The sequence below is a fragment of the Xanthomonas sp. CFBP 8445 genome, assembly GCF_025666235.1.
In the GTDB taxonomy this organism is placed as follows: Bacteria; Pseudomonadota; Gammaproteobacteria; order Xanthomonadales; family Xanthomonadaceae; genus Xanthomonas_A; species Xanthomonas_A indica.
Window position 1 is genome coordinate 450592 of sequence record NZ_CP102594.1, and the last position, 13189, is coordinate 463780.

Below are 13189 nucleotides of genomic sequence, written 5' to 3' on the forward strand. Positions count from 1 at the left end.
TACGACGGTGTGTGAACTACGTCCAGCACGGTCCCCGCCGAGCACAAGTCTCCTAGCAACTCGAGATCTTCTTCCTGATCGATCTGCAACATTAGTGCTACCTCTGTCACGTCGTTCTGTCTTGAGCATTCGACAGAGTGCACGGGAATCTCCCAGAACAAGCCGCCATCGATCCAAACGAGAACAAACATCCCCTTCGAGATTTTCCCGGAAGCGATTCGGCCCACCAACTTTGTACCGTGCTCCAACGAACTGACAACTCTAGAGATTTCGAACTTGGCGGGGATGTTCATGAAGGACCCGATGCTGGAATTAAGCTGCGCCGCGAAGCGGCGTCGGCTTGAACGAGTTGCTGGCGCGCACCCACTTCCGATGCTGTGAAAAGGCTGCGACGCCAAACACGAACGATGATCGCGCCAACGGCAACCACGAAGAACGTGGGCGCGCGACACAATGCCAAGACAATTGCGCTTGCAGTTAGCGCTAGACTAAACGCCCAGTAGAGCCGCATGCCATACACAGATGCAAACACCAGGTAGCGGCCCCCGATGACGAGCAAGATGCGTTAAAGTGTTCCCAGAACGATGCGTCAGTGAGTCTCCGAGACATGCGCTGCGGCGCACAGCGTTTTGTTAGAGGGCGGATGTTAGCCCGTCACAGCGAGCGGTTCGGTAAATTTTGCATCGACTATTAGGCGTTCTTCTCTGGCGCTGAACCAGGCCCGGCGTCCAGACCCGATGGGTCCGACCCAAGCAGGTCCTCAAACAGCATGGGCGCGTCATCTGGTTTGACCCCTGGATCCGCCATTTTATAGAGCGTGTCAAACACGGCCTCATAGGATGCCATGCGATAGATGAGGGACAGGTCGCGTCTCGATGCTCCCAAAGAAAGCAGTCGTTCCAGGACAGGGCCGACGTCCCCGAATGGACCATCGGGGTGCTGCTGCGATGTATTGATTACATTGTCGATCCAGACCTCCTGCATCGGCGAATTGATGATTTCGCTCCACAGTGAACTTAGGAATTCTTCGCGGCTTGGGTACTCTTCTAAATCATCCATGTTGTAGTAATCTTGTATGCCTAGGAGTGAGTTTTGTTTCTAAAACCTGAGTTAAGCCGCACCGCGAAGCGGCGTCGGCTTGGACGAATTGTTAGCTGCCAACCTTGGAAAGGAAGGCGGCCAGTTCCCGGTCGCCGCGGACCAGACCAGCGGCAGCCGCATATGGGTCGAACTCGCGCGCGACGACATCGGCCACGGGCAGCCTGATCGCCGGAAAGCCTTCCGCAACCAGTGCTTCAGCACCTGCGACCCTAAGGAGGTATTGGACGATGAATCCACCGACGATCATGACTAGGAAACCAACGTCTTCTTCCGGGACCTGCTGATCCTTCAGCCAGCGATCAAGGTGCGGTGCAACCGAAGCGGGATCGAGAGGCGCGCCCGTTTGGTGAAGCCCGATGCGCCCGAGGACATCATCCAGCATGGGCGCGGTTTGTTCGAGTAACTGGTACGCATCCATTGGCGTCTAATGCCTAAGTTAAACAGCACCAAAGGCGTTGGCTTGAATGAATTGTTAGGTGTCTGTCGAGATGTCATCCCACTCTTGATCCATATATCCAATGAGCCAGTTGAGGGCATGGTGCCTCTCCATGGTTACTCCCGGCTCTAGAGATGCTGGGGCTTTCTTGCCGTTTATCCTGGCATCAACTACCGCCCAGTGATAGCGATAGATTAGATCCGCCTCATCCAGGATCTCTTCTATGGGCCGTAGCTTGGAATCAGAAATAAACTGTGAGGAAGTGCGTTCGTGTAGGAACTTCACAGCGCGTGGGACGTCGCAGATTTCGGTGGGCTTTCCCAACGCCTCGACGTAGCCAAGCGACCACAGCAGAGTCCATGCAGCCTCATACCGCCAAGCAAACTGGATTCGGTCATGGGTAGTAGGAGATTGCTGCTGAACGAAGGCCGCCTCGTTGGGTGTGAAGTGTCCATCGAGACCATAGTCTTTGACGATCTTGTCGACAATAGGCTGCTCTAGGCCTTCACCTTTAACGGCCACGACTAGTAGGGCCATTGCCCGCCACGCAATTTCCTCTTTGGTCCTGCGTTTGACATCTCGGACATCCTCAATTGCCGGAAGATGTTCGATGACTGGCACCCCTTCCGATTTGAGTCGGGCGACTGAACGTGTTCTCCGCTCGAGCGACGCCCCTGTTGCGTTGGATTCCATGACCTTGATCTTTTCCTTCCGATCTTCGATAGGGGATGTCTCTTGCGCACAGGAAGACAGCGCGAGAAGCATCAGAACTGAGGCAAGAGAGCGAGAATGCATGGGGGCACGTAACGCTTGAGTTAAGCGGCGGCGAAGCCGTCCGCCTTGAACGAATGGTTAGCCTGCCTAGTCATACACGACGCCGGGGTCCATTGCTTTTGGTGAAAACCAGACAAGATTGTACCGCTCGTAAAGAATGCGAGCCTGCTCCTGCCAAATAAAATGGCAGCTTCCTCGCCCGGTGCGTCCCGACGCCCTTGCACGCTCCGTAGCCTCGGCGCAAGCGGATTCGATAAGTGCGGAAGTTTCTGGTGCGAACTCTAGCGGTCACGAAGGCCGCGAGAATTTTGGAACTGCTGACTGGCCAATGGAACGCGCTCGCGCAGCGAGGGCTCCATGGCAGCAAGCACGACGGATGCGCGCGCGAGTGGACAGCCAGTAGCCTTGTGATACGAGAGAGCATCTTCTTGTGTGACGGGTGATGTCATTTGTGAGGGCTAACGTCTGAGTTAAGCCTCGCCGCGAAGCGGCATCGGCTTGAAGGAATTGTTAGGTTGCATGCTACTGCGCCCACGAGGCTGGAATTGGCAGCGGGCTGAGCAGGCCCTTTGAGGCACGACGCTCAATCTCCGTCAAGGCGTTTGGCAGTGCGTCGCTTGCTTGGCAAACAATGTGTGCAAGTTGCTCTGCGGTTGCGCCCACAGAGTTAGCGGTAGCAGCGAAGTCTCCGGGGGCGGAGGCGAGGAGATGGTTGACACGACCAACGGCATGCGCCTCTCGCCATAACCCCTTGGCCCTCGCATCTGTTGGAATTTCATCAAGACGGACAGCTACATCTAGGTAGAACACCCAAGGCTCTTCTTCGGAGTTCCATGAGCTACCTGTGATTCGAAACAGCTCCGTGTAGCCGGTGCGTCCGCGCGAGAAAGTGGATCCGCGCTTGGAAAAGCCAAGCGGCTTCAGACGTCGGTGAAGCTCTGTAGCCAAAGTCTTTCCGATAGCACGAATCGTCATATGCAATCTAACGCCTGAGTTAAGCCGCACCGCGAAGCGGCGTCGGCTTGGACGAATTTGTTAGGGGGCAAACCTAGCGCTCCCATCTATAGGCCATCCCGGGCTAGCAGCATTGCACCAATGAACCAGGACCAGAGCACGTCGGCCAACGTGACTAGGTGGACCAGGCCGAGCCAGCGGCTGCGGAGATTTAAGACAGATGGCAGCAGTAGGGTGGCAGCTACTACCGCACCGATTCCATAGGCTGACTGGAGAAGATCTGAAGCCTCACGGCGGGCAAGGTGTAGTTGAGCGAAGGCAAGTACAAAGAGGGCTAAGGAAACGACGCCGGGTGCTGCCGCCAGAAGCTTGCGGCCTTCTCGTGCACCGAGACTGGCACCGGGAGCAGCAAGAGCGCGGCGCCAAGTGCCAGTTCCTCCAGCCCATGAATGGTATCAAGGTCCATGAATCTGTCCGCGCCCCCTAACGCGTGAATTAAGCCGACCCGCGAAGCGGGTTCGGCTTGAATGAATTGTTAGCAATCAACCCAGATCTCTGAATCTGAGAGAGCCGCTGAAGTGTTGAGCTGCGCACCGATGAGGATGCCAAGTTGGGTGGCCTCGCTGAAACACCGAGTAAATTGCTCTACGCCGAAAGCCGTAAGGCTGTGGCGCTCGCCGTTGGCAAGGACGAGTACGAACTTCTGGCCAGCTAGCAGCTGCGCGTCCTTATCCTCGCTCCGCCCGACTATGACCTGCCCTCTCTCCGGAACTTCAAAGCTGTCGTGGACGGAAAGTAGCTTTCTCATGAGGTCTAACTACTATTGGACCGCCCAAAAGCGGTGATGCCCCAAGTATCCACCAACGGCAGACGTCTGCAAAGCGGGAAATTCCCAGCCTGCATCAATGACTTGCCTGATGGTGGCGGCGGCTCCGTGCGCCAATGCTGGCTGCGTTATCCGACGTTCGAGTTGGCGTATGAGTTACACCCATGACGATGAAGGCGTAACGGCGCGTCCTTCGCCGAGGTTGCTGGAGCAGGTGAGTGGCCGGTTGCGGCTTCGGCATTAAAGCCTGCGTACCGAGCAGGCCTACATTGGCTGGATACGGCGCTTCATCCTGGCCAACGGCACGCGACATCCGGCGCGGATGGGGCAGGCCGAGGTCGAAGCGTTCCTGACCGATCTGGCGACACATGGGCAGGTCTCGGCCGGAACGCAGAATCAGGCGCTGGCAGCTTTGTTGTTCCTCTATCGACAGGTTCTGGGCATGGAACCGCCATGGATGGAGAATCTGGTCCGCGCCAAGCGACCGCGGCGGATTCCGGTGGTGCTCTCGGTCGAGGAGGTCACGCGCTTGCTGGCCGCGCTGGAGGGACCTTGCTGGCTGATGGTCGGGCTGCTCTATGGCAGCGGCATGCGGCTGCTGGAATGCCTGCGATTGCGGATCAAGGATGTGGAGCTGGGGCGCGGCGAGATCGTGGTGCGTGACGGCAAGAGTGGCAAGGATCGGCGTGTGCCATTGCCAACGCGCCTGCGCGAGCCGCTGCTGCGGCAACGCGATAGGGCACTGCTGCTGCACGCGGCGGATCTGGCCGAAGGGGCGGGGAGGGTGCACCTGCCGCACGCGCTGGTGCGCAAATACCCCAATCCCGAGGTCGAACGGGCTGGCAATACCTGTTCCCGGCCGCACATCGGTCGGTGGATCCACGCAGTGGTCGGGTCGGCCGACCAGCTGTCCGAGGAAGTCCAGCGGTGCGCAGTCCGCTGGATGGTCTAGGGGCGGCGGCGAGCGTCAAAGGCGTCAGGAAACATAATGCAGCAGCGGCGTTTGCGATCCCGCGTCGGGACTGAAGTCCCTCCCACAGTGCGATGCCAAAGCGCCATGAAGACCGTGGAACTCCACGGCCTCCATGACAACGCCTCACCCATCCAGCAGCGCCTTGTTCCGCACCGCCCCCTTGTCCGCACTGGTCGCCAGCAGTGCATACGCCTTCAGCGCGGTGCTGACCTTGCGCGGGCGCGGTTCCGCTGGCTTCCAGCCGCGGGCGTCCTGTTCGGCGCGGCGCGTGGCCAGTTCCGCGTCGGAGACCAGTAGGTCGATGCGGCGCTGGGGGATGTCGATGCGGATGCGGTCGCCGTCGCGGACCAGGCCGATGGAGCCGCCGGCCGCGGCCTCGGGCGAGGCGTGGCCGATCGACAGGCCGGAGGTGCCGCCGGAGAAGCGGCCGTCGGTGAGCAGGGCGCATTGCTTGCCCAGGCCCTTGGACTTCAGGTATGAGGTCGGGTACAGCATCTCCTGCATGCCGGGGCCGCCCTTGGGGCCTTCGTAGCGGATCACCACCACGTCGCCGGCCTTCACCTCGTCGGCGAGGATGCCCTTGACTGCGGCGTCCTGGCTTTCGAACACCTTGGCGTTGCCCTCGAACACGTGGATGGATTCGTCCACGCCTGCGGTCTTCACCACGCAGCCGTCTTCGGCGATATTGCCGTACAGCACCGCCAGGCCGCCTTCCTGCGAATAGGCGTGGGCGACGTCGCGGATGCAGCCGGTGGCGCGGTCGGCGTCCAGGCTCGGCCAGCGCGTGGCCTGGCTGAAGGCGACCTGGGTGGGGATGCCGGCTGGCCCGGCCTGGTAGAAGGTCTGCACGGCGGGGTCGTCGCTCTGGGTGATGTCCCACTGCGCGATGGCGTCGGCCAGGCTGCGGCTGTGCACGGTGGCCTGGTCGGTGTGCAGCAGGCCGCCGCGCGCCAGTTCGCCGAGGATGGCGACGATGCCGCCGGCGCGGTGCACGTCCTCTATATGGTACTTCTGCGTGTTCGGCGCCACCTTGCACAGCTGCGGCACGCGCTTGGACAGGCGGTCGATGTCGCGCAGGGTGAACGGTACTTCGGCTTCCTGCGCGGCGGCGAGCAGGTGCAGGATGGTGTTGGTGGAGCCGCCCATCGCGATGTCCAGGGTCATCGCGTTCTCGAACGCCTCGAAGGTGGCGATGCCGCGTGGCAGCGCGCGCGGGTCTTCGGCACCGTACCAGCGGTGGCACAGTTCCACTGCGGTGCGGCCGGCCTTGAGGAACAGTTGCTCGCGGTCGGCATGAGTGGCGACCACGGTGCCGTTGCCGGGCAGGGCCAGGCCCAGCGCTTCGGTCAGGCAGTTCATCGAGTTGGCAGTGAACATGCCCGAACAGGAGCCGCAGGTAGGGCAGGCACTGCGCTCGAACGCGGCGACCTTCTCGTCGGAGGCGGTGGGGTCGGCGGCGATCACCATCGCGTCGATCAGGTCCAGGTTGTGGTCGGCGAGCTTGGTCTTGCCGGCCTCCATCGGCCCGCCGGAGACGAACACGGTGGGGATGTTGAGGCGCAGCGCCGCCATCAGCATGCCGGGGGTGATCTTGTCGCAGTTGGAGATGCACACCAGCGCGTCGGCGCAGTGCGCGTTGACCATGTACTCGACCGAGTCGGCGATGATCTCGCGGCTGGGCAGCGAGTACAGCATGCCGTCGTGGCCCATGGCGATGCCGTCGTCCACGGCGATGGTGTCGAATTCCTTGGCCACGCCGCCGACGCGCTCGATCTCGCGCGCGACCAGCTGCCCGAGATCCTTCAGGTGCACGTGGCCGGGCACGAACTGGGTGAAGGAGTTGGCGATGGCGATGATCGGCTTGTGGAAGTCGGCGTCCTGCATGCCGGTGGCGCGCCACAGTGCGCGGGCGCCGGCCATGTTGCGGCCGTGGGTCGAGGTCTTGGAGCGATAGTCGGGCATGGGAGCAGCGAACGTGCGGGCGGGAGGCTGGCGATGGTGGCGCGATCGGATCGTTGCTGCTGCAACCGTCCCGGCGGCCACCGGGTGGGCCGTTCACGTTAGCACGCGCGCTGGCGCCGCCGCGCCCCGGCCAGGAGTGCGAAGCGGGTCGCAGACCTGTCCGCACCCGCTTGGCAGACTGCGGAGGCCGGTGCGTCAGGGGGCGTAGGCCCGGCTCGCCCATCACGACCACAGGAGGTGTCCATGCTTCGGCATGTGCGTTCGTCGTCTTCCGCTGTTTCCTCCCCCACCCCGTCCCTTGCCTCCACCCCGGCCGATCCGGGCCGCCGCAGCGTGCTGCGCGCCGGTGTCGGCATTGCCGCCGGCGCTGCACTCTGGGGCCTTGGCGGCCAGGCCCGTGCCGCCGGCACGCTGCCGTTCGCCGGTCTCAACCTGTCCGGGTTGGCGTCCAACAACTTCGTGGACAACGCCATCATCGACCGGCATTACCGCGACATCCGCGACCAGCACATCGCCGCCGCCGGCGCCTGCCCGCTGTTCCGCCTGCCCACCACCGCCGCACGCTTCAGCACCGGCCAGGGCATGCCGCTCAACGCCACGTATTGCGACCAGGTCGAGCAGGTGCTGAATCGGCTCGCGCAGCGCGGCAAGGTGGCGATCCTGGAGTTGCACGACTACATGCGCCTGCCGATCAAGGTCGCGAGCAAGTCCGGTTATCGTCGCGATGGGGCCGGGCAGTTGATCGGGCCGGATGGGCGCGCGGTCACCGACCCCGCCGACCAATCGGTGTGGAACGGAACCTACCGCAAAGGCAATTTCCTGTACCTGGCCTACTTCGACCCGGCCGACACCCTGCTCAAGCTCTACGAGTACCGCGTGATCGGCACGCCGGGCTGCACGCTGTACAACGCCGCCGGCCTGCCGGATCTGTGGAGCCGCATCGTGCAGCGCTTCCGTTCGCATCCGGCGATCTTCGGCTGGGGCCTGATGAACGAGCCCTACGAGGGACCGGAGTACAACGCCGACGGCAGCAAGCTGGTGATGGCCGACCACTGGCTGCGCACCGCCACCGCCACCGCGGCGCGCATCTTCGATTTCGACCGGTCGCACTATGTGTTCGTCTGCGGCAATCAGTACGCGAGCGCGCGCCTGTGGGACCAGGTGTCCAATAACCTCGACACGATCCCCGATCCGTACGATCGCATCGTCTACGAGGCGCACAACTACCTCGACAACGAGGGCCACGGCGGCGGTGCCTGGGCCAATCCCAATGAATCCGTTGCGCCGGACACCGGCATCGAGATGGTCACGCCGTTCATCGACTGGCTGGCACACAGAGGCAAGCGCGGTTTTCTCGGCGAGCACGGCTATCCGGCGGGCAATGCCAGCGCGGAATTGGCGACCAAGCGCATGCTCGCGCACCTGCAGGCCAACAACATCCCCAGCACGCAGTGGTGCTTCGGGCCCGGCTGGCCGGACAACGACGTGCTGGGCATGAGCCGCGACGTCGGCATGGACATCCAGGTGAAGTCCAACATCGCCGCGGTGCAGCCGTATTTCGACGCGCGCCTGTCCAGCTACGTGCCGCCGCCGCCGACGAGCTGACGCGTCGCGACTGCGTCCGCAGCGACGTCCAACCGCCGGCCGCGGGTTTCCGCGGCCGGCGGAACCGGGCATCATCGTGGCTGGACTCAGGAAGACGTTGCCATGAAAAGGTCGAAGACGACCGCCTTGCTGTTGATGAGCGCCGCGCCGCTGCTGTTCACCGCCTGCGGGCGCGAGCCGGAAGCCAAAGCGCAGGAAGGCCTGTACACCTCGGTGGATGCCTGCGTGGCGCAGACCCACGACATCGCCACCTGCCGCGAGGCGTTCGCGCAGGCGCAGAAGCAGGCCGCCGAGCAGGGGCCCAAGTACGCCAGCCGCGAGCAGTGCGCGCAGGACTATGCGCCGGAGCGCTGCGTGGAGCAGCGCGACAGCCACGGCCACTCCTTCATCGGGCCGATGATGACCGGCTTCTTCCTGTCGCAGATGCTCAACAACAACCGCGCCGCCGGGTTCAATGCCGCGCCCGCCTACCAGGACCGGCAGGACCAGTGGCAGCGGCCGGCGTCCTATTCCGGCGGTGCCGGCGCGGCCGCGGCCGGCAGCAGCCTGCGCGGCAACCAGACCATGACCCACATCGGCGCCACGCCGAATCGGGCGGTCACCGTCAGCCGCGGCGGTTTCGGCGAATCCGGCGGTGGGCGCGGCTTCGGCAGCTGAGTCCGGCTCTCTTTCCATCGCACGAGACCCCGCATGAAACGCATCGCGATCGTCGAGCGCGGCGACTGGCGCGCCCAGGCCGCGGAGTACGGCTTCCGTTTCCACACCATCGACGGGCAGCGCTACTGGGACGAACGCGCCTATTACGCGTTCAGCCTGCGCCAGATCGAACGCGATCTGGAGGATCCCAGCGCCGAACTGCATGCGATGGCGATGGGCCTGCTCGACGAGATCGTCGCCAGCGAGGCGTTGATGCAGCGGCTGGCGATTCCGCCGGCGTTCCGCGACTGGATCGCCGACAGCTGGCGGCGCCGCGAGCCGCATCTGTACGGGCGCCTGGACCTGGCCTACGACGGCCGCGGCCCGGCAAAGCTGTACGAACTGAACTACGACACGCCGACCTCGCTGTTCGAGTCGGCGTTCTTCCAGTGGCAGTGGCTGGAGGACCAGCGCGCGCAGGGCCGATTGCCGGACGAGGCCGACCAGTTCAACTCCATCCACGAGGCCCTGCTGGAGCGCTTCGCCGCGCTTGCCGGCGGGCTGCCGCCGCCGCTGTACTTCGCCGCAGTGCGCGATTCGGAGGAGGACCAGGGCACGATCGCCTACCTGCGCGACTGCGCAATGCAGGCCGGCGTCAGCGGCGAGCTGATCGCGATCGAGGACATCGGCCTGTCCAGCGACGGCCGCTACACCGATCTGGACGACACGGTGATCGGCGCGCTGTTCAAGCTGTATCCGCTGGAGGACATGTTCGCCGAGCGCTTCGGCCAGGCCCTGCCGGGCTCGGGCCTGCGCCTGCTGGAGCCGCCGTGGAAGGCGCTGCTCAGCAACAAGGGCATCCTGCCGCTGCTGTGGGAACGCCACCGCGGCCACCCGAACCTGCTGCCGGCCGCGTTCGACGACGGCAGCGCGTTGCCGCCGGGCTGGGTGCGCAAACCGCTGCATTCGCGCGAGGGCGCCAACATCGTGCTGCATCTGGACGATGGCCGTGTGCTGGAGAGCGACGGGCCCTATGCCGGGCCGTATGTCCGCCAGCAGGCGCATCCGCTGCCGGCGTTCGAGGGCCGCTACCCGATGGTGGGCAGCTGGATCGTCGGCGACCGCGCCTGCGGCATCGGCATCCGCGAGGACGATGGCCCGATCACCCGCGACAGCGCGCGGTTCCTGCCGCACGCCATCGTCGAGGACGCGCGGCCTGGCGTGCTGTATGCCTGAGTCGCAGTCGCGCGCCGAAGCGGCGTCGCCTGGTGTGCCGCGTCGGCACCGCAACGACGGCACGCCCTTGGCCGCCTATGCGGACCAAGTGGCGGTGCGCTGCCATCGCTGCGGCGCGCCGGGCTGGGTGCTGGCGCAGTGGGAGCCGTATCGCTGGCAGGCACGCTTCCGTTGCGGGCAGTGCGCTGCAGGGCTGGACAGCGACGCCGACGACTGGGTGGGGGCGGTGCAGCTGGAAGGCCATCGCGCCTGCGGCCATTGCGGACACAAATGGGTCCGGGTGCGTGAGACATCGACCGGCGCAGCATCTCCACCGGCAACCTTGTCCGGACGTTGCGCGCAGTGCGGAAAGAGCAGCCCGGTGGCCGTCACCCCGTACCGTGTGCGCGACGGATCGCCCTGCGATCCGCATTTCGGCCTGCCGTTGGTGCTGGTCGCGCCGACCCGCGCCGGCGTGCTGTGGGCCTACAACCCGCGCCATCTGCAGGAACTGCAGGACTATGTGGCGGCGACGCTGCGCGAACGCCGCGGTCTGTTCGGCCGCTCGATGGTGGCGCGCTTGCCGGCGTGGATGAAGCTGGCGCGGCACCGGCCGCTGATGATGCGGACGCTGCAGCGCCTGCAGCAGGCCGGTGCGCAGTTGCCGCCGGTGCCTGCGGCGACGTGAGCGGCAGCGGAGTGCGAGGCGCTGCCGCCGTGGTCGTGCGCGTGCTGGCTGTGGATGCAATCGGCCCGGCGCGGTTGGCGCGCCTCGCGGCAACGACGATGTGGTGCTGGTTGGGGCGTTGGACTTCCATGGGTGATGCGGCGAGCGTCGGAACGCCGAGGCGGAGCGCGCGCCTGGGATTTCGGGGTCTGCGCGCCGGCGCAAGCGATACGCCAGTAGTGCACAGGCCATGACCGACAAGACCAAGGACAGCATCCTTCTGCAGATTACCGAGGTACTCGGTCCGCTGCTCGAACGCCAGGGGTTCGTGCGCCGGCGGCATCGGTTCGAACGGCCGATGGCGACGGCAATGTCCGTGGCTATGCGTGCGACGTCGGGCGTGTACGCAGCGTCCGTGCGCATTTTGCCTTTCAGGTGATTCGCGCGATCTGCGCAATGGATGGGGCATGCCGCTCAGTCTCTTTCGGTGGCCTGCACCGAGGGCACTGTAGGAGCGGCTTCAGCCGCGACAGCGTCTCGGTGAACGCCCGTCGCGGCTGAAGCCGCTCCTACATGGGGGCAGTGATTGCATTGGAACAATACCCGCTCGCACCTGCGTTGCCACGCTACGGCACTGTGCTGGCTGCTGGCATCCAAACCAAGAACGGGAAGGCGCAACGCCGCCCTAGCCAAGGCGCGCTACAGCAAGCCGTCGCGCTTCACCGCCAGGTAGCGCTCGATCAGCGCGGCGGGCAGCTCCTCGCCGGTGACGTCGAGCACCATCACGCCGTGGCTGCGCAGGGCGTCGTGCGCGGCGCTGCGTTGCTGCAGGTAGCGTGCCACCGCGCCGGCCTGCACCGCCTGCGGCAGGTCGTGGACGTCCTCGCTCAGCGCCTGGTCCAGCTCGCGCTCGCGCAGGCTGGCCACGCACACCAGGTGGCGGCGCTGCAGCAGGCGCACCGCGGCCAGCAGGTCCTCGATGTCCTCGTCGCGTACGTTGCTGACCAGCATCACCAGCGCGCGGCGGCGCTGGCGCAGCGACAGTTCGGTGGCCGCAGCCAGGTAGTCGGTGGCCACCGGCTGCGGCTGCAGGTCGTAGCTGGCGCGCAGCAGCACGTCGACCGTGGCCATGCCGCGTTGCGGCGCCACCCAGCGCGCCTCGCCGCCGCTGGCCATCATGCCCACCGCGTCGCCCTGGCGCAGCGCCAGGTACGACACCACCAGCGCCGCGTTGAGCACATGATCGAAGTGCGACAGGCCGCGTTCGCTGGCCAGCATCCGCCGCCCGGTGTCGATCAGCATCAGCAACTGCTGGTTCTTCTCGTCCTGGTACTCGCGGGAGATCAGCTTGCGCGCGCGCGAGGTGGCCTTCCAGTCGATCTGGCGCAGGCTGTCGCCGATGCGGTACTCGCGCATCTGGTGGAAGTCGGTGCCTTCGCCGCGGCGCCGCTTCAGGTGCGCACCGACCAGACGCGAGGCCTGTTCCGCACTGAACAGCGCGAAGCGGGTCAGCGGCGCGAAGTTCGGATACACGCGCACGGTCTGTACTTGTCCGGCCAGGCGTTGCTGCCACCACAGGCGCCAGGGCGCATGCAGGCGCAGGTGGGTGCCGTCGAAGACGAAGCGGCCGCGCGCGGTCGGGCGCAGTTGATAGCGCACCTGGGTCTGATGCGCGGCAGGCAGGGTCATGCGCTGCGGCAGGCCCTGCAGTTCCCAGCCGCTGGGCACCAGGTCGAACAGATCCACGCGCTGGCGCTGCGCGCTGTCCAGGTGCAGCACGACCTCGCGCTGCACGCCCAGCGGCAGCGCTTCGGGCAACTCGCGGCGCACCTGCGGCGTCGGCCGCCGCCACAGCCGCCACGCATCCAGCGCCGCGACCAGCGCGATGCCTGCCGCGGCCGCCTGCCAGCTCCACAGCGGCAACCAGCCCAGCGCCACGGCCAGGCCGCACAGCGCCCACAGTGCGAGCAGGGCCAGCAGGGGCGGGGCGGGTCTCATCGGGGGGCCGGGATTCGGGATTGGGGAGTGGGGATTCGCAGA

At 65.0% G+C, this 13189-nt stretch carries 10 protein-coding genes and 1 pseudogene; 6 read left to right on the plus strand and 5 right to left on the minus strand.

All coding sequences use genetic code 11. The features are described from left to right. Positions 1-690 precede the first annotated feature (690 nt). The 3 genes from NUG21_RS02070 to NUG21_RS02080 form a co-directional block, all read right to left on the minus strand. Entirely contained in the window at positions 691-1059 is a 369-nt protein-coding gene (locus NUG21_RS02070; protein WP_263392133.1) for a hypothetical protein, read from the minus strand. Between the two features lie 91 nt (positions 1060-1150). Beyond that, positions 1151-1483, minus strand: a complete 333-nt coding sequence (locus NUG21_RS02075; protein ID WP_263392134.1) for a hypothetical protein — start codon at positions 1481-1483, stop codon at positions 1151-1153. 90 nt (positions 1484-1573) lie between these two features. Further along, positions 1574-2230: a DUF4272 domain-containing protein gene (locus tag NUG21_RS02080; protein WP_263392135.1), complete on the minus strand. Its 657-nt coding sequence runs from the start codon at positions 2228-2230 to the stop codon at positions 1574-1576. 2108 nt (positions 2231-4338) lie between these two features. Here NUG21_RS02080 and NUG21_RS02085 point away from each other — a divergent pair. Beyond that, a pseudogene (locus tag NUG21_RS02085) lies at positions 4339-4994 on the plus strand (integron integrase); the annotation flags it as partial. A 193-nt stretch (positions 4995-5187) separates the two neighbouring features. Here the strand turns inward: NUG21_RS02085 and ilvD are convergent. Further along, the gene (ilvD, locus tag NUG21_RS02090) at positions 5188-7026 is read right to left on the minus strand and encodes a dihydroxy-acid dehydratase (protein ID WP_263392136.1); all 1839 of its coding nucleotides are present in this window, start codon (positions 7024-7026) and stop codon (positions 5188-5190) included. Positions 7027-7359: 333 nt separating this feature from the next. Between ilvD and NUG21_RS02095 the strand changes: the two genes are divergently transcribed. The 5 genes from NUG21_RS02095 (at position 7360) to NUG21_RS02115 (ending at position 11588) form a co-directional block, all read left to right on the plus strand. Continuing rightward, on the plus strand, positions 7360-8631 hold the full coding sequence (locus tag NUG21_RS02095; protein ID WP_263393015.1) for a glycoside hydrolase family 5 protein: 1272 nt from the start codon (positions 7360-7362) through the stop codon (positions 8629-8631). Positions 8632-8733: 102 nt separating this feature from the next. After that, entirely contained in the window at positions 8734-9288 is a 555-nt protein-coding gene (locus NUG21_RS02100) for a DUF1190 domain-containing protein (RefSeq protein WP_184502843.1), read from the plus strand. Positions 9289-9321: 33 nt separating this feature from the next. Then, a complete protein-coding gene (locus NUG21_RS02105; RefSeq protein WP_263392137.1) occupies positions 9322-10503 on the plus strand; it encodes a glutathionylspermidine synthase family protein in 1182 nt (393 codons plus the stop codon). A gap of 67 nt (positions 10504-10570) precedes the next feature. Continuing rightward, positions 10571-11170, plus strand: a complete 600-nt coding sequence (locus NUG21_RS02110; RefSeq protein ID WP_263393016.1) for a hypothetical protein — start codon at positions 10571-10573, stop codon at positions 11168-11170. A gap of 229 nt (positions 11171-11399) precedes the next feature. Continuing rightward, positions 11400-11588, plus strand: a complete 189-nt coding sequence (locus NUG21_RS02115; RefSeq protein WP_019796684.1) for a hypothetical protein — start codon at positions 11400-11402, stop codon at positions 11586-11588. A gap of 260 nt (positions 11589-11848) precedes the next feature. Here NUG21_RS02115 and NUG21_RS02120 read toward each other — a convergent pair whose 3' ends face one another. Next, the gene (locus NUG21_RS02120) at positions 11849-13147 is read right to left on the minus strand and encodes a DUF58 domain-containing protein (RefSeq protein ID WP_263392138.1); all 1299 of its coding nucleotides are present in this window, start codon (positions 13145-13147) and stop codon (positions 11849-11851) included. Positions 13148-13189: the final 42 nt, after the last annotated feature.

Bases quoted from the DNA above. Each gene is read 5' to 3' on its own strand.
- NUG21_RS02080 (WP_263392135.1), bottom strand. From the start codon at position 2,230: ATGGAATCCAACGCAACAGGGGCGTCGCTCGAGCGGAGAACACGTTCA.
- NUG21_RS02105 (WP_263392137.1), top strand. From the start codon at position 9,322: ATGAAACGCATCGCGATCGTCGAGCGCGGCGACTGGCGCGCCCAGGCC.
- NUG21_RS02100 (WP_184502843.1), top strand. From the start codon at position 8,734: ATGAAAAGGTCGAAGACGACCGCCTTGCTGTTGATGAGCGCCGCGCCG.
- NUG21_RS02120 (WP_263392138.1), bottom strand. From the start codon at position 13,147: ATGAGACCCGCCCCGCCCCTGCTGGCCCTGCTCGCACTGTGGGCGCTG.
- NUG21_RS02070 (WP_263392133.1), bottom strand. From the start codon at position 1,059: ATGGATGATTTAGAAGAGTACCCAAGCCGCGAAGAATTCCTAAGTTCA.
- ilvD (WP_263392136.1), bottom strand. From the start codon at position 7,026: ATGCCCGACTATCGCTCCAAGACCTCGACCCACGGCCGCAACATGGCC.
- NUG21_RS02115 (WP_019796684.1), top strand. From the start codon at position 11,400: ATGACCGACAAGACCAAGGACAGCATCCTTCTGCAGATTACCGAGGTA.
- NUG21_RS02075 (WP_263392134.1), bottom strand. From the start codon at position 1,483: ATGCTGGATGATGTCCTCGGGCGCATCGGGCTTCACCAAACGGGCGCG.